General features: G+C 61.6%; 12 protein-coding genes. All 12 read right to left on the bottom strand.

Annotation, left to right across the window (positions count from 1 at the left end; translation table 11 throughout):
- Positions 1-10: 10 nt before the first annotated feature.
- On the bottom strand, positions 11-400 hold the full coding sequence (locus NUW13_13830) for a HEAT repeat domain-containing protein (GenBank protein MCR4440096.1): 390 nt from the start codon (positions 398-400) through the stop codon (positions 11-13).
- A gap of 229 nt (positions 401-629) precedes the next feature.
- Positions 630-2,147: a sigma-54-dependent Fis family transcriptional regulator gene (locus tag NUW13_13835; protein ID MCR4440097.1), complete on the bottom strand. Its 1,518-nt coding sequence runs from the start codon at positions 2,145-2,147 to the stop codon at positions 630-632.
- Positions 2,148-2,626: 479 nt separating this feature from the next.
- A complete protein-coding gene (locus NUW13_13840) occupies positions 2,627-3,421 on the bottom strand; it encodes a hypothetical protein (GenBank protein MCR4440098.1) in 795 nt (264 codons plus the stop codon).
- Positions 3,418-4,239, bottom strand: a complete 822-nt coding sequence (locus NUW13_13845) for a hypothetical protein (GenBank protein ID MCR4440099.1) — start codon at positions 4,237-4,239, stop codon at positions 3,418-3,420. The genes NUW13_13840 and NUW13_13845 overlap by 4 nt, the downstream gene beginning before the upstream one ends.
- Before the next feature lie 22 nt (positions 4,240-4,261).
- Positions 4,262-7,264 carry a hypothetical protein gene (locus tag NUW13_13850; protein MCR4440100.1) on the bottom strand — a complete coding sequence of 1,001 codons (3,003 nt, stop codon included), beginning with the start codon at positions 7,262-7,264 and terminating at the stop codon, positions 4,262-4,264.
- A gap of 4 nt (positions 7,265-7,268) precedes the next feature.
- A complete protein-coding gene (locus tag NUW13_13855) occupies positions 7,269-10,430 on the bottom strand; it encodes an FG-GAP-like repeat-containing protein (protein MCR4440101.1) in 3,162 nt (1,053 codons plus the stop codon).
- A gap of 159 nt (positions 10,431-10,589) precedes the next feature.
- Positions 10,590-11,648, bottom strand: coding sequence for a PorV/PorQ family protein (locus NUW13_13860; GenBank protein ID MCR4440102.1), 1,059 nt, complete (start codon positions 11,646-11,648; stop codon positions 10,590-10,592).
- 377 nt (positions 11,649-12,025) lie between these two features.
- Positions 12,026-13,369, bottom strand: a complete 1,344-nt coding sequence (gcvPA, locus tag NUW13_13865) for an aminomethyl-transferring glycine dehydrogenase subunit GcvPA (protein ID MCR4440103.1) — start codon at positions 13,367-13,369, stop codon at positions 12,026-12,028.
- Between the two features lie 73 nt (positions 13,370-13,442).
- A complete protein-coding gene (gene gcvH / locus NUW13_13870) occupies positions 13,443-13,820 on the bottom strand; it encodes a glycine cleavage system protein GcvH (GenBank protein MCR4440104.1) in 378 nt (125 codons plus the stop codon).
- Positions 13,820-15,172 carry an acetyl-CoA carboxylase biotin carboxylase subunit gene (gene accC, locus NUW13_13875; GenBank protein ID MCR4440105.1) on the bottom strand — a complete coding sequence of 451 codons (1,353 nt, stop codon included), beginning with the start codon at positions 15,170-15,172 and terminating at the stop codon, positions 13,820-13,822. The genes gcvH and accC overlap by 1 nt, the downstream gene beginning before the upstream one ends.
- 57 nt (positions 15,173-15,229) lie before the next feature.
- A complete protein-coding gene (gene accB / locus NUW13_13880) occupies positions 15,230-15,736 on the bottom strand; it encodes an acetyl-CoA carboxylase biotin carboxyl carrier protein (GenBank protein ID MCR4440106.1) in 507 nt (168 codons plus the stop codon).
- Between the two features lie 162 nt (positions 15,737-15,898).
- The gene (locus tag NUW13_13885; GenBank protein ID MCR4440107.1) at positions 15,899-17,122 is read right to left on the bottom strand and encodes a threonine synthase; all 1,224 of its coding nucleotides are present in this window, start codon (positions 17,120-17,122) and stop codon (positions 15,899-15,901) included.
- Positions 17,123-17,139: the final 17 nt, after the last annotated feature.

Consider the following 17,139-nt stretch of genomic DNA (forward strand, 5'->3'; position numbering starts at 1 on the left):
ACACCTTAGGTCAGAGCCGGTCTGCCAGCCTGGTGCTTTCCATGGCCTGCACGACTCCTGCCAGCACGCGTCGCACCGTCTTGTTGACGTCCTGCTTGGCGCGACGGCGCAAGAGCGGCAAGGCCTGCGGGTCGCCGATCTTGCACAGAGCCACCGCGGCAGTAATGCGCGCCGCATAGTCGAGGTCGTGTTCGACCATCCACATGAGGCGGGGCACCGCCGCCCGGCATTGCCTGTCGCCAAGGAGCTGCGCGGCGCTGGTGCGCACCCCGCGGTTGCCATCGCTCAGGCAGGCAATCAGGTAGCGCTCGTACTCTCCATTCGGCGCACCGGCCTTCGCCGGAAGGACGCCACACAGGGCGACGATGGCACTCAGCAGCACAACGCGTGTCGCTTTCATCTCATGGGCCTCCTCGGTTTGTTCACCATCCTCCCAGCCCATCTTCAATTCCTATGCCATGACGGACGAAAAGCGGTTTGGGTGCTCTTTTCGTGGGCATTCTAACCATTTGTGAAGGCAAGAGATGGCAGGTCACAGAAAACGGTTCTGGCTACGCGGCAGAAGTGATTCTGGGGGGCCTCGGTGAAGTGGTACAAATCCCCCATGTCCGCGGCACGGGCCGTACCACTCACGGCGGGGCGATGCGGTATTTGACTAACTTTTCTCGCAGTGTCTTGCGGGCAATGCCCAAGATGCGCGCCGCTTGCGATTTGTTGTGCCCCACGGCGCGCATGACCTGCTCGATGTAGCGCCGCTCCAGTTGCTCGAGGGTCAAGTGCTCGCTGTCCGCTACCAGGGCCTTCCCCTCCAGCGGAGAAAAGGGCACGAGGTGAAAGGTGAGATAGGGTCCGCGCTCGAGAATCACGGCCCGTTCGATGATGTTTTGGAGCTCCCTGACGTTGCCGGGATAATCGTAGGCGACAAGCCTCTGCTGCGCGCGCGGGTCAATGCCTTTGAGGGGCTTCTGGTACCTCCTGGCAAAGCGCCTGACAAAGAAATCGGCCAACAGGGGGATATCCTCCCGACGCTGACGGAGGGGAGGAAGTGCGATTTCAACCACGTTGATCCGGTAGTAAAGATCTTCGCGGAACCTGCCCAGGTTAATCTCCTGGCGCAAGTCGCGGTTGGTGGCAGTAATCAGGCGCACGTCAACCTGCAAGGTGTCGTTACCACCCACCCGCTGGAAAGTCCCCAATTCGATGACCCGCAAAAGCTTGGCCTGGACGGCGAGGCTCATGTCGCCTATTTCGTCCAAGAAGAGCGTTGAGCCATGGGCAAACTCGAACTTGCCCATTTTGCGAGAACATGCGCCAGTGAAGGCTCCTTTCTCGTGGCCGAACAGCTCGCTCTCCACCAGAGCGTCGGGAAGTGCAGCGCAGTTGACCGTCACCATGGGACATGTGGCGCGCTGGCTCTTGCGGTGGATTGCTCGGGCCACCAGCTCTTTGCCCGTGCCACTCTCGCCGGCAATGAGCACGGGCACATCGCGGGGGGCCACCTCGTCGATGAGCTGGCGCACGGCTTGCATCGCCGGCGACTGCCCCAGCAGTTCAGGCTCCCCTTCCTGCCCTCGCACCTGGAAGCCAATCAGCCGTTGCCTGGCTTGTTTTCCCTGGCCGCCAGTCATGCGTTGCTCCTGTGGGAGGAGCCGCTCCAGGCACATCACCCCCTGGCTCATGAGCACACGCAAGGCGTCCAGCTCGCGAGCGCCATAGTCGGTGCCATCTCCCTTTTGCCCCAGACTGAGCACGCCCACCAGGAGGCCTTTCACGTAGAAAGGAAGACGTAGCTCACAACGGAAGTGGCGCGCCTCCCCCGGTGCGAACATCATCAGAAACCTCGCCCCTTGCTCCTCTGCCAAGGCGAGCAGCTCGCCGCCTTCGTACATCCATTTTGCCACATCCTCGGTGAGCACCAGTCGCGCTTCTAGCGATCGGGACGCCGGGAAGCCCCGCACCCGCTCGTGGGTAAGGCGAAGCATCTGCGCGTCGAAGAGCATCAGCGACGCCTGGCAGCAGCCAACCAAGCGCACTGCACCGTCGATGAGCGCGTCCAGCAAGGCGTCCAGATCCTGGCAGGGGAGGAGGGCCTCGCCCACCTCCGCCAGCCGACTCAGTAGCGCACTGTACTCGTCAGGGGTCGTCATTGCAGCTCTTCATACAGAGCATCAGGGCACAAAGTTGCAGACAAAATGTTGGGGTATTGCCGAAATGCCGAGCGAGGGCGCGCCGCACGCAAGGGCCAAGCCCCAGATCGCGGCGGCAGAGGCCGGACGCAAGATGAGCCTCAGTCCTGCAACGCGAAACGCCCAGAAAAGCTCACGCTCGCGTCTGCAAGAAGTAGCAGCTTGTCACGTGCCCGCCAAGGGTTCGCGAAGGTGGGAACGGCAGGCCTGCTGTCCCACGCTGAGGGGCAGGGGCGGAGCCGGCCACCTCACAAGGCCCAAGCTTTCTTCTCCCCCGTTCGGCCTTTTAGGGCACTTTGTCGCAGCTGGGCCTGAGAAGATGGCACAGCACTCCAGGCTGGCACAGGAGTAGTGGGTGAAGCCCAGCCGGAAGAGGAAAACTGGGGACTTGTAGGTGAGGGCAAACTCCCCTCCCCCGCCAAATGTGTCCAAGGAAAGGCTCAGAAACGATACAGAGCGGCCACTCGCATGGTGGCGCCGGCCGCAGAATACCTCCAATCCACCCCCAATTCCACGCCCCCCTGGTGCGCGTGGCGATTGCTCCGCTTGGCCAGCCACATGGCATCGATGGCGCTCACCAGATGGTTGGCAATGATGGCCCCCACTGCCATGAGCGAGCGCTGGTAAGCGTTGTCGGCACCCACGCGCAGGTGTGCGTAGCGTATGCGCTCCACATCGCTCGGCCACGCCCAGAAATAGGTCTCTGTGTCCAGGTAGACCTTCGGCAAGTTGCGCTCTCGCAGCATCGCCGCGTTGTACGCCTCAATGTCGATGTAGTTACCGATGTCCACGAAGTAGCGGTGTGACTTGCCCCGGGGCTCGACGCCTGCCTGTGCGGCCGCGTAGGCGCGATAGTCCTCGCTGCGCCAGTCGCCGTACACCCGGAAGGCCGCAAATCCAGCCCACAGCGTTGCTTCTGCCGCCATAAAGGCCCACCCGCGAGTCGCCGCCCCGCCATAGCGCTCCCCCAACCCGGGAAGGAGCAACGAGAGTAAGAACGCCCGCGCCGGTGACTTCTCCTTCACTTCGCTTGTGGGCAGGGCAGGTGCCGCCAGCCAGCTCACGCCTGGAGCCTCTCTGCAGAACTCCTGCGCCACCCCCTGAGCACAGAGCGCGCCGGGCGAAAACCTCATGGCTGCGTTCAGCGAGTCCCCGCGGGGCAACTCCTGGCTCAGGCCACATGCGGAGAGCGCGAGCACTCCGACTACCACGCTCGTCTTGCTCAGGCCCTTCACCAGTTCACCCGCAGGCTAAGCAGATAGTCCCCTGTCTGCGGCATCGGGACGATGCGCAGCGAGGTATGCGCCACACGACGGTTATGCCGCGACACGGTCCATGCTGCATCCAACGCGCTTAGTCCGTGATTGGCGAGAGCAATCATTTGGCAGGTGGCCGCCTTCTTATAGGCCTTGTTGCTCTTGTCCCGCAATGTCTCGTAGTAGTCACGCCGCGCCGAATCTCTCCCCCGCGGCGTGTTGGTATCGTCCCAGCCGATATTGAATTGGTCGTACTTGCCGATCATCTCATAGTACTGCTGGTCCTTTTCCTCGTGCAAGAAGTGGCTAAAGTGCTCGCGTTCCCACTGGCGGAGAGCAGGCAAATCTGACGCGGGCAGGCCCGATTCCAGGGCGATCCAGGCCCAATACTCATCCTCCCGCCAGTGGGCATCGGCGAACTGGTGGAACTGCGCCTTGATGCGGTCGCTATCCTTGTCCCAGTGGGCGTAGAAAACCCAGCTTGCCACTTCTACCGCGACAAAGCCGAGGGCCTTCCAATGGGAACCGGCGTAGACCTGGCCGGCGCCGGGTATTGCCGCTGATGCCAACCCGCCGAGGAGCGGAGATTTTCGCCTCCCCTCGGCATTGCCCATTTGTTCCTCAGATGTCAGCGCCGCACGCAGCCATGGGCTGAGCAACGCAGCCTGAAAGGTGTGCTCATCAACTGGCGCGTAAGCGCGCTCCATTCGAAGGAATGACTTCTGTGCCGCCGCGTCTCTTGCCACAACAGCAAGAGAGCAGCAGGCAGCCAGTGCGACCAGAAAGTTGCGGGTCATGGTGCCCAAATCCTCCTTGCCGCTATTCCCAGAAGGCGAACGCAAGACCGAAGTGATAGCGCCATTGCTGGCCGTGGCGAAGGCCGGTGGAGGCGTTCGTGAAAGCGTCCAAGCCGTAGGCAGCGCTCAGCCAAAGGCGCGTCGGGTAGCCATAGAACGAGAACGCCTCGAGCCGGAGCTCCACGCCTACGTCGCGCTTAAAATCCTTCGGCTCCAGCCGCCCGTTGAAGGCATTCCCCCAGTCAGCAAAAGCCCCCGCGTAGAGTTTGTCCATGGTCACCTGCAGCACCTTGCGCTTGATACTCCTGCACAAGGGGAAGCGGTAGTTCACACTGGTGACCAGCATCTTCCGTCCCTCGATGCTGTAGTAGGAGTAGCCACGCATGCCGTCCAAGCCGCCGGCGAAGAAGTTGAAGAAACTGTCCACCGGGCGGTCAATGTAGCCGGCACGCAGGCGCAGGCCTAAGGCGTGCCGACTGACCGGAACGCGCAAGTACTCCTGCCAGTCCAGTTGGACGAGGTTGTAGTTGTACGGCGTGTACTTCTCCTGTACAGTGCCGTAGGGGTTGTCGGTGGAAAAGTCTTCAAAGAACTTGTTGAACTCGTAGCGGTACGTGAACCTAGTCCTGCGCCCTGCCGCCGGGGCGATTTCGCTCGTCACTGCCCGGCGGACGAGGTCAACCTCGCAGTCGACGCCGACCCGATTGCCGATGAAGTACGTGTTGGCGGGCGACCACCATCGCTTGTTCTGAAAGTAAAAGTCAGCGATCTTGCTCGTGTATTGCGCATGCGAAAAGACTGGCCTGACCAACAGCGCGTCAAACAGCCAGTAGCGGCACCCCATCTCCGCCTCCAATACGTTGAAGCGCAATTTCACCGGCAAGAGCGGCTCGCCCTGCAAGATCTCGATGCGTTCGTCCGTGTGCAAAGAAAATGCGTAAAGCTCCAGAAAAAGCGTCGGCGCGAAGCGCCGGTACTCGAAGATGGCAAATATGTCAAAATCGCGGGCCAGGTTCACGCCGAGCCCGCCGAGCAGTGCATAACGGTCAACCATGTCAGAGGAGTAGAAGTAGCTTCCCAGCTTCACGCGCCCATAATCGAGCATGATGCGGGGGAGGAAGGTAAGCTGCGAATAGGCCATCCGGTAGGGCCGTGCTGGCGGGACAGCAGATGAGTCCACTGGACTCATGCCTGACACTGGCGGTGATGAGTTTGAACCGTCGCTCCCCGGCAGAGGCAAGCGAAGAGCCGCCACCGGTGCCTGCGACGAGACCTTCTGCAGCGCAATCTTGTAGCCGTCCGCGCCGAAAGAAGAGTAGAGCAACTCGCCCGCCCCATTGACATCCGGCATAAAGGCGCCGCCCTCGACATTGGTCACCTGCTCGACCATCGTGCCGGCCACGTCAACTCGGTAGATGTTGAAGATCCCGGTGCGGTCCCAGCTAAAGTAGACCCAGCGGCCGTCCGGGGAGAACCGAGCGTCGCGAGCCTCCCCCTCGTCGATCAGCAGGCGCGTAGACCCCGAGCTCAAATCCATGAGCACGATGCTCCGCCCATGTGCCTTTCCCTGGGCGAAGACCAGACTCCTGCCATCCGCTGACCAGCGCGGCCCGTGGATTGTCTCGCCGTCTTTGTTTGCCGTGAGGTAGCGGAGCCCGGTGCCGTCTGCGCGCAGCGTGCAGAGGTTATCGGTCCCGTCTCTGCTTACCACACACGCCAGCAGCTGGCCGTCCGGGGACCAGTCCGGGTCGCGAGCGCGCAGGGCGGTGCTGAGACGTGTTTCGCGCTTGCGGCTCAGCTCGTAGACGTGGAGGTCAAAGAGCCGCGAGCCATGCGCACACAATCGCCGCCGCGCATAGACCAGCCGCGTGCCGTCCGGCGACCAAGAGACCTGGCCCTGCACGCCACGCGCTATCCCCTGCCGCGAAGCGGTGGTGCGGTCGTACACAAACAGAGTCGTCTGGCTGAGATAGTCGCGGTCGCCCGTCCCCACATAGGCGAAACGCTGGCCATCCGGAGCCCACGCGGCGGAGAGGTTGCTGATTCCCTCCCTCACCAAAAGTTCGCCCTCGGCACGATTCTGCCGCACCGGCGCCAGCTGTTCCTCGTAGCGCTGCTGCAGCCACGAGCTCCAGTCACCGTAAAGCTGTTTTTCGGAAACGCGAAGCACCCGTTGCACCGCCCCGTTCATATCGAACTGGAATGGACGACCAAGCGCCGCACAGAGGCCAGATAGTGCCTCCTCGCCAAACCGCTCCACGATGTACCTGACCAAGGAGTAGCCCTGGTTGTACACCCGCTCGTTGCCCAAGCTGTTGTTGCCAAAGACCCCCATGGCGTCCAAGGAAAGAAGGTTGCCGCTGATAACCGCCGTGCGCAGCACCATGTCCCGGTGGGCATCCCAACTGTCGTGCCCCAGCGACGACAGCTGGTGCTGTGCCATGCCCTCGGCAAACCACATGGGGACTATGGTCATCGGCAGCGGGTAGGAGACGATGCGGTCGGGGTAACCCAACACGACATCGGGGCGCCGCTCATCTTCGCGGCCGATGGCCTGAAGGTAGAAAGCAGGGACGCGGCGCGTGATTTTGCGGGCTGCGCCAAGGGAGATCAAATGGCAGAACTCGTGCGTCACCACGTTGGGCAGCCAGGCATGGGTGCCACGCAACTCAAAGTCCAGGGGTGGCGCCCAAATTTCCACCTTGTTGTCGTAGTAGTAGGCGGCCCCGTTCGAGTTGTCGTCATAGTCCTTGATGATAAAGTGCACCTTGCCGTCAGGACGATAGCCATAAAGTTCAGTCACGGGGCCATAGATCTGCTCGGCGATGCGCGCCACCTCCCGCGCGGTGCGCTCCGTCCCCTCGTGAAAATGCACCGCAAAGTGCGCAGTCTCTAAGGTGTACCAGGAGAGCTCCGGGTGGTTGTACTCGGCCTCCTGTCCCGAAGCTCGAGCAAGACATAGCACCGCACCGGCCAAAGCGCAGGCAAGCCACTTTTTCACCATTGTGGTCACGCCCTGGCTCACGAGCCTACCTCACCACCGCGATTCTCACAAACTCGACCTGGCGGGTGTTGCCTTTGACCGCCTCAAATCGGCCAAGATAGACCCCTGCCTGCACCTGGTCGAGCCGCCATTCCACCTCGTTGTCGCCCGTGGAGTGGACGGTGCCGCGTAGCTCCGCGACCAGTTCGCCGAGGAGGTCGTACACTCTGATTCCCACCAGCTCCACAGGTTCGACCAACTGGTAGCGCAAGAAGACCCTGTCCCCCGCACTGGGGTTTGGATAGCAGTAGACCGACTTGTCCACGAACAGGCGCCCTCGTTTCTTCTTCGGCACCGTGGGCAGCACCAGCCTGCCATGGTGGCTGGCGTTGCCGCGATATTGAGGCCAAGGGACGGAGCTCGCCTCCGTTCTGCCGTCGGTCCGCCAGGCGTAGAGATAGCCGTCGCTGCTCATGGCCAGAAGCTCCAACCTGCCGTCACCGTCAAGATCGTGGAGAGCGGGGGCTACCGTCACCTTTTCCCCTACGGAGAAAACCAACTCCGGAGAAGTTTTCCCACGCTGCGCGAACGCTGCGACGCCTTTGTCGGGCATATAGGCGACGAATTCAAGAGCTCCGTCTCCGTCCACATCGCCGATGACGGCAGGCGATGGCAGCAGCTCTGGTGGGCTGCCAGGCGACAGGGGAGCGCTCAGGTCGTTCGCCACCAGCGCGCTGGGCTCGTAGCCATACAGGCCCGTGGTGGTTGCCAGCACCACCTCCGGCGTCCCATCGCCGTCCAGGTCGCCTGCAGCCGCTCCCGAAAGCGCCGGCCCGCGACTTGGCCCAGGCCCGCTGACGAGCGCGCCGTCCTCCAACCGGAGCAAGAAGAGCGTTCCGTACGCCTGGACCACTATCACCTCCTGCAGCCCATCGCCGTCCGTGTCCGCAAGGATAGGTTCGCTCCACCTGGCCGATCCTCGAGGGCTTTGGCGCCACACAGTCTCGCCGGCGCCGCTCACCAGCGCCACACCCCCGCCCGCTGAGGTCGCCACCACCTGCTGGCCCGTCCAGGCTAAACCGGTCACCGGCTCGGAGAAGAGGGGTAGTGACCATTCAGTAGCGAGCCCGCCATTCTGCCACGAAAACGCCTGAAGTACTCCGCTGACAGTGCCGATGTAGGCACACGGTTTCCCACCCGAAACGAGCATCAACTCGGAGGTGGGTGTGGAGCTCATGCGAATTGCTGAAGCAAGGTCTGCCCTGCCGTCGTGGTCGCCGTCGACCACATGCCAGGCAACCGCTTCCCCGGAGGCAAATGCCGCGAGCACTTCGACTCTGCCGTCGCCGTCGACGTCGCCCAAGGCCGGCGCACCGGCCATCTGCTGGGGCCACTCCGCGAACAAGGCCACCTCTTGGCAAAGCGTGTCACCACTCAGCGTGACGGAACATTTCTTCGCGTCGTTGACGATGACCCTACTGCCATCGCCGTACCAGGCAAAGAGCTGCCCGTCGTGGGTAGCCGCGACGATGAGCGTTGTGTCACTTTCTGGCCGCAATGGTGCCACGGCCAGTCCCGCGCTGCCCTGCTCAGCTCCGAAATAGCGTGGGAAGCCAGGGACCAACGCCTCGTGGCGCACGGCAAAAGTCATTACCGAATCGAGGTCCGAGAAAGACGAGAGCACGATCCTGGTATCGGCCCCGCTGTAAGCCCTGCTGTTAGGCATCGTTGACGGCCCGAAGATGACCTCGGCCGAGGAATTGGCCTTCTTGTGCGACTCGTTGCCGCTCCACCACGGGTCCCAGTGGTCTCCTGCGTCATAGCCGTAGGTGGGGAACCCAAAGTAGTAGCCGATGTCTTGCGCGGCATCGCACTCCTCCAAGTCCACGCCGCGATGTTCGGCATCTACGTTGACGCGGTTTTCGGCGTAGCCTGCCTCTATGACACGCTCGTCAATGTGCCAGATGAGGATCCCCGAACCGGGGAGGCCAAAGTCGTATTCATCGACTTGTACGATGGTGCCTGACCAGCCTGTCGGCAGCAGACGTCCGTCCTCGAGGATCTCCACCCGCCTGCCCAGCGCGTCCCTGCACACCACGCGCCCGTCTCTGTTGACGTCCCGCTGCCGATTCTCCACCAGAAAGTACTCCTTCGCATCGATGGGGACCTTGTAGATGCGGGGGGCGCTTTTGGCCAATGCTGCGGCCAAAGGGAGGCTGCTCTGGTAGCCGCAAACTTCCACCGGCTCTTCCCAGCCGAGGAAGACCTTTGACCAGGCACATGGCTGGGCGGGCACAAGCCCTTGCAGGTTCATGGACCCTTGATCCATAAGCCCCCAACGGCCGATGCCCGGCCGGTTCTTGTCCGTGTCGTTCAGGCTGGGCAGTCCTAACTGCGCCCCGAAGAGCATGGCCATGGGGCCCAACAGCCCAATCTCGTAACCTTCCTGGCTTTCCGTCTCAGGCAGGATGATCCCCTCTTGCACAACTGCGCGCCCTTGGTTGACAGGGATGCCACGGTAGTGAGGATCGCCCCCGCCCAACGCAGCACGGAGCGTGCTCAGATTCACAAAGGCCGACTGGATGTCGTAAGGGGTCGGGTCGAGGTCCAGTTCAAAGTCTGCGCCAACCCCGGCATGAAAAACCATGAGGCAATCAAGTTGGGAAAAGTCGATTTCACCCGCACTATCGGCAGCCTGCACCGCATCGGCCAGCAGGTGTGCCCAACCGTTCTCCTTAGCGGCTGCATCCCCCGAGCCGCTATAGTACTTCATCTCCCGCGGCAGTTGGTAGCTCTCCTCCTCCCCCTGTGGCCAGATCTCCCAACTGAGGGTCAACATCCTGTTGGACACGTTGCGGTAGTAGTGCGCCAGTGCTCGCAGCTGGTTCTCAAAGTAAGTGCGATTGTGGGGAGGCGGGTCAATGGCAACCCCAGTTGCTGTGCGCAGGTCAAACGTGCCGTCGCCAGTGGTGGTGGCCAGCTCGTCGCGTTGAAACTGGACGCGGAGTGCCAGAATGCGGAGGTGACGAGGCCCTCGTTGCCCACTCTTGAGGCCCAGAAGGTCCTGTTCCGGAGCGCCGGTAACCACCATCTGCGGCCGTAATGGAGGAGTAGCTGCCACAAGCGTCCCCGCCAGCAGGCCCAAATGGACTGCCTGGGCAAGGAGGAAGACGTTGGAGAAGGGAGGTTTCCGGTACCTCATGCGCATGCTGGTCACGCACTCCTGTTCCGGGCGCTCGTCAGTGTGCTCTGCGTTGGCCCGGCGTGTTAGCAGTTGATTCAAAAAAGGCAAGCACCGAGCCGGGCCCCCGTAGCCCGCCTCCTGTGCTTGCCCATCTTGTTGCTGCTCAACGCTGAACGCGAGAGGCTAAAAGCCGATCGTCAGCGAGAAGCGCATGGTTCCCGCCAGGGGGTGGCCCTCTGCCGCCGCCACATAGCCGAAGTCAAAGCGGTAGAGCGAATACTGAATCCCTGCGCCAAAGCTGGGGAATTTCACCTTGCCGATCTCATCGTAGTGGTATCCGGCTCGCAGGGCGATCAGGTTTGCGTACCAATACTCCACACCCGCGCCGAGGATCCACTCCTTCAGCTCTTCGCTGAAGGAGTCGTCGGTCCATGAAGTGAAAATCGCCTTGTAGAAGGGGTCAGATGTCCCGTCTTTGTAGCGGCGAACGAGTTCCTTGTCGCCTTGCACCGCTAAAGTCAGCTTGTTGTATTCGGTGTCCACCAGCCGGTAGGAAGCGCCCAGCGACAGGTTCGTAGGCAAGGGGTCAGCCTGGTCGGCATCCACATAGGTAATCTTCGGTCCCATGTTGGAGAGATTTGCACCCAACGCCAACCCGCGCAGCCAGGGGGCTTTGTACAGGGCGGACAGGTCCATGGAGAAGGCCGTGGCCTTGCCTGGGTCCTTCGCCGCGCCAATGGGCACATCGGCCAGCGAGGAGCGGATGTAGCGCATGCTCAACCCTAAGCCAAGGTTGTCGTTCAATTTGGTTGCATAGTGGGCCGACACGGCGAACTCGTAGCTGGTGAAGCGCCCCAACTCCTCAGGGCCTTCCTCACCCGTCCAGATCTGTTCGCCATAGTTGATGTAGGTGACGTTGAAGCCAAATGTCCCCAAGCCCTCGATGGGCAATCTGAACGCACCGAACTCGTAGAACAGGTCGTCTGCCAGTTGGGGAAGCCATTTGGCATGCATCAGGGTGATCTCCCGCCCCTTCTGGAACGCCAAGCCTGCGGGGTTCCAGTACACCGCCGTTGCGTCATCCGCCACTGCGCAGAACGATTCGCCCATGCCTGCTGCCCGCGCGCCTGGGGCGATGCGCAGGAACAGCACCGCCGATTTGCTCACCCCCCCCGCTAAGGCTTGGCCGGCGATCCCCGCCATCGCCAGCAGCATGACCAGCGCCACGATTGTCTTCTTCATCGCTCAGACCTCCGCAAACACCATGACCGTCCCGACCACCACCCGCGCAACCCGATCACACCTTGCAGCTTGACTGCCGCTCCAAAACGAAAACGCCGAACGAGCAGGATGATCTGCACCTGAGCAGTCACCACCTCATGACATTCGGCGCACGAAAAAAAGAGAGTTCGCTACCGGTCAGAGGACCTGTACTTCACGCCCCTGCGACTGCCAAATGCAGGAGCAGTCAGCTTCGGACGAGTGCAATTGCCAGGTACAGACCTTGTAGCAAACTCTCTCTGGGCGTACTCCTCTAATTTTGCGAGACAAATTTACAAATTTCCGAGCAAATAGTCAAGCTCTTTCTCGCTCAAGCCGAGAACTGCCCGCCATCGGGCTTAGGCGGCCAGTTGACGTAGGGCGCTCACGAACCTGTCCATCTCTGCCTTTGTCCGTTTCTCCGTGACAGCAATCAATAGGCAATGTGCCATCGCCTGCTCGAAGCGACCCAGCGGCACGCCCGCCAGAATACCCTGGGCAAGGAGCTTATCGACTACTTGGTCAGCCGGGAGCGGCGCCTCGATCACGAATTCCTTGAAAAACGCCCGCGCAAATCTCAAACGGAAGCCAGGAATCTTCGCTATCTCCTCGGCCAAGTAGTGGCTCTTCTGCAGACAGAGCTCTGCCACAGTGGGCAAGCCCTGCTTGCCCATCAAGGCAAGGTAGACCGTGGCAGCTAAGGCGACGAGGGCCTGATTAGTACAGATATTGGAAGTGGCCTTCTCGCGGCGAATGTGCTGTTCGCGCGTCTGGTAGGTGAGCACGTAACCGATCCGGCCTTCGCTGTCCACCGTCTGCCCGGCGATGCGGCCAGGCATGCGACGGACGAGCTCCTGCTTCGTCGCGAAAATGCCGAGGTAGGGGCCGCCAAAGCTCAGTGGCGTCCCTAATGCCTGTCCTTCTCCGGTGGCAATGTCTGCCCCGTAGCTGTCCGGCGGCTGGAGAAGACCAAGGGAGATGGGGTCATTAGAGGTGATGAAAAGCGCCCCCGCCTGGTGCGTAACCGCGCCCAGCTCCTCGACCTCTTCGAGGCATCCGTAGAAATTGGGGTGTTGCACGACCACGGCGGCAGTCTTCTCGCTGATGAGCCCTTTGAGGTTGTCGACCTCTGTGGCACCATCGTCAAGGTCCACCAGATGAACTTCAATCCCCTGGCCGTGACAGTAAGTGCGGATGGTCTGGAGGTAGAAGGGGTTGACCGCCCGCGATACCAGAATCTCGGGCCGTTGGGTGTGGTTAAACGCCAGCAGTGCTGCCTCGGCCAGTGCAGAGGCGCCGTCGTACATCGAGGCATTGGAGGCGTCCATGCCCGTGAGCGCGCAAATCATGCTCTGATACTCGTAAATCGCCTGCAGCGTCCCCTGGCTCACCTCCGGCTGATACGGTGTGTAGGCCGTGTAGAATTCCGGGCGCGACGTGATATGTCCTACCGCCGCGGGGACAAAGTGGTCGTAGGCTCCGCCGCCCAGAAAGCAAATGGCCTCATTCACCGTGGTGTTCTGCTGCGCCATCTCCGCCAGCAGACGAGTGACTTCGTACTCGGACAGGGGCGCCGGCAGGTTGAGAGGTTCTTTCAAGCGCAGCTGTTCCGGGATAGGGGTCAGCAACTCCTCGAACTTGGTGACCCCTATTGCTTTGAGCATCTCGGCACGCTCGTCATCTGTGCAAGGCAGGTAGGGCATCGCCACTCCTTATTGCTCACCGACTATAGCTCACTGGCGCCATCTGCTGAAACACGCGGAGCAAAGCCTCGCGCTACGAGATCTGCGCCTGGTATGCCTCGGGGCTGAGCAGATTTTTCAGCTCGCCTTGGTCGGCAATCTTGATCTTGATCATCCATCCCTCGCCGTAGGGATCGCTGTTGACCACCTCCGGCTTGTCGCTCAGGGCCTCGTTGACTTCGATCACTTGGCCACTGACGGGAGCATAGAGGTCGCTGACTGCCTTCACCGCCTCGATGGTGCCGAATGGGTCCATCTGTTTGGTTTGCGTGCCCACGGCCGGCAGTTCCACGAACACCACGTCGCCCAATTCGCCTGCCGCGTACGCGGTAATGCCCACGGTTGCGACGTCGCCATCGACTCGAAGCCACTCATGGTCTTTGGTGTACAGCAAGTCCTTGGGGACTTCCATCAAAGCCCTCCTTTCTTCTCGAACTGTTCCAGGAAGCGGGTGGAATACTGTCCTCTGCGAAAATCGGGATCGCGCATGATGCGTTTGTGCAACGGTATGGTGGTCTTGATGCCTTCGATGACAAACTCCTCCAGCGCCCACTCCATGCGGCCGATGGCCTCTTCGCGGTTGCGGCCGTGCGTGATCACTTTGGCAATGAGCGAATCATAGAACGGCGGGATCTGATACTGCGCGTAGGCGTGGCTATCCACGCGGATGCGTGGGCCTCCTGGCGTGTGCAACCCAGTGATTCTCCCTGGCGAGGGGCGGAAGTTGGCATCCGGATCTTCGGCATTGATGCGACACTCGATGGCATGGCCGCGCAGGCGATAGTCGCCAATGCGTGTATCCAGTCTTCCGCCGGCGGCCAGGCGAATCTGCTCTTTGAGCAGGTCGATGCCGATGACCATCTCGGTGACGGTGTGCTCGACCTGAATGCGCGTGTTCATCTCCATGAAATAGAACTGACCATCCTCATCAAGAAGGAATTCGATGGTGCCGGCGCTGCGATAGTTGGCCGCCTTGGCACCACGCAGGGCCGCCCTGCTCATTCTGCGGCGCAGCTGCCCGTCCACCGCGGGCGACGGGGACTCTTCGATGAGCTTTTGGTGTTTGCGCTGAATAGAGCACTCCCTTTCGCCCAGGCTGACGATGGTGCCGTGAGCATCGCCCAGCACTTGTACTTCGATGTGCCGAGGATTCTCAAAGTACTTCTCGATGTAGACCTGTGGATTGCCGAATGCGGCTTCTGCCTCGCTGCGGGCGGTCATGTAGGCGTTTTCAAAGTCCTGGCGACGCCGCACGATGCGCATGCCCCGCCCGCCGCCTCCGGCTGCCGCCTTGATGATCACCGGGTAGCCGATCTCCTCGGCCACGCGCAGCGCCTCGCGCTTGTCGTTGACAGTCCCGTCGCTACCAGGAATGACCGGCACGCCAGCCTTCGCCATGGTCTTCTTTGCCACGGCCTTGTCACCCATCATAGCGATGGTCGCGGCCGAGGGGCCGATGAACTCAATGCCCGAGGATTCGCAGATCTCGGCAGAGCGGGGGTTTTCGGCCAAGAAACCGTATCCCGGATGGATGGCGTCTGCATTGGTGACCTCGGCAGCGGCGATGATGCGCGGGATGTTCAAGTAGCTGAGGTGCGCCGGTGGAGGGCCAATGCACACCGCCTCGTCGGCAAAGCGCACATGCAGCGAATCGGCATCCGCCTCGGAGTAGACGGCCACCGTGGCAATGCCCAGCTCTTTGCATGCGCGAATGATGCGCAGGGCTATCTCGCCGCGATTGGCTATGAGGATCTTCTTGAACACCGTCTCCGTTCCACCACCGTCAGTGCAGTCCGAGCTACGTAGTCCCGACCGAACTCCTTAGAGCTTCTGTACCTGAAACAGAGGCTGCCCATATTCCACAGGCTGAGCATTCTCCACGAGGATCTTCAGAATTCGGCCAGACACCTCCGATTCGATTTCATTCATCAGCTTCATCGCCTCGATGATGCAGAGCACCTTGCCTGGGGAGATGATGTCGCCTACCTCCACGTAGGCCTCGGCCTCAGGCGAGGGCCGCCGGTAGAAAGTGCCCACCATGGGGGACTTGATCTCGATGATATCCTCGGCAGGCGCTGCCACTGGTGGCGCGGGTACCTCCTGGGTCGCCGGGGCCGCCTGTGCCGCAGGGGGCGTTTGTGCCGACACCGGTAGCTGCTCGACCACAACTGGCGCTTCTATTCGTGCCTGCGGCGCCGCAGAGGTCGGTCGGTGGTCCAGGATGAATTTCCTTATGCGGACGCTCTTTCCCCAGGAGGAGATCTCCAGCTCTTCGATGTCACTCTCTTCGACGAGCTTGATCAGCTTGCGCAACTTTGCTTCTTTCATCTCGCCTCCAAAAGCAACCACGCTTGATACCCCCTGGAGCAAAAGAGGCCGCCGCCGCGGCGGCCATTTCTCACCCGCACCCAAACCTCCACCGCAAGACCGCATCCTTACTGTTGGCGGGCGCGATAGCGAGTGGCAATTTAACAAAACAAATCAACTTTGTCAATACTTTTTCCGCGGCGGCTGGCGCAGCCTTTGGCGCCCACGGGAGGGGACTGGATTGACCACTTCGAGGTACTTGAGGCCAGTTCCCGTGTTGAACAGCACCACCCGCTCCTGCGGCTTGATCCAGCCGGAGGCGACAAGCTTTTTGCACGCCGCCCAGGTGGCAGCCCCTTCCGGGCAGGCCCACACCCCCTCCACAGCAGCCAACTCGCGCAGGGCGGCGATGATGTTGCTGTCGTCCACGGCAACGGCGGTGCCGCGGCTTTCGCGCAGCACCCTGAGGATGAGAAAGTCCCCGAGCGCTTGGGGCACGCGCAGACCCAGGGCCACAGTCTCAGCTCCTTGCCACGGATGGGCTTGTTCAGCCCCAGCTGCGAAGGCTTGCACAATGGGCGCACATCCGGCGGCCTGCACCGCCACCATGCGCGGCAGGTCTCCCTCCAACCAGCCGAGCTGGCGCAACTCCGCGAAGGCCTTCCACATCCCCACAAGTCCGGTTCCGCCTCCGGTGGGATAAATGACCACCTCCGGCAATTGCCCACCGCCCTGTTCAGCCAGTTCGTACCCCATGGTCTTCTTGCCTTCCAGGCGATATGGCTCGCGCAGCGTGGAAAAGTCAAACCAGCCCTCCTGCTCTGCGCGCTCACGCAGGGCCTGTGCGCAGTCGGTGATCACTCCGTCCACCAAGTGCAGCGTGGCGCCGTAGAGGCTGCATTCGCTTCTGAAGACTGCAGGCACATCGGCAGGCATGAAGATGTGCGCCGTAAGGCCGGCCTTTGCGGCATAAGCGGCGAAGGCACCGCCCGCGTTGCCCGCCGACGGGATGGCACCGCGCGTGAGGCCCAACTCCTTTGCTTTGGACACGGCCACAGCCAAACCACGCGCCTTGAACGAGCCGGTGGGGTTTTCACCCTCGTCCTTGAGATAAAGATTGCCAAGCCCTGTTTGCGCCCCCAATCTCTCCAATTTCAGAAGGGGTGTGTTACCCTCGCCTAAGGTGACCATGTGGCGGGCCTCAGTGACGGGCAACAACGCCCGGTACCGCCACACACCTGTGTCGCTGGGCCGTGCCCCCTCCCGCCGCAGCCTGGCCCTTGCCTCTTCAAGGTCGTATCTGACCAAGAGAGGGGAACCACACTGGCAAAGGTTGTGCACCTCGCTCGCCGCGTAGGTCGCCCCACATCGCGCACACTCCAGATGTCGCACGAAGCTTTGTGCCATTGCCACCACCTCTTTGC

The sequence above is a fragment of the candidate division KSB1 bacterium genome, from assembly GCA_024655945.1.
Classification (GTDB): Bacteria; Zhuqueibacterota; Zhuqueibacteria; order JANLFK01; family Oleimicrobiaceae; genus Oleimicrobium.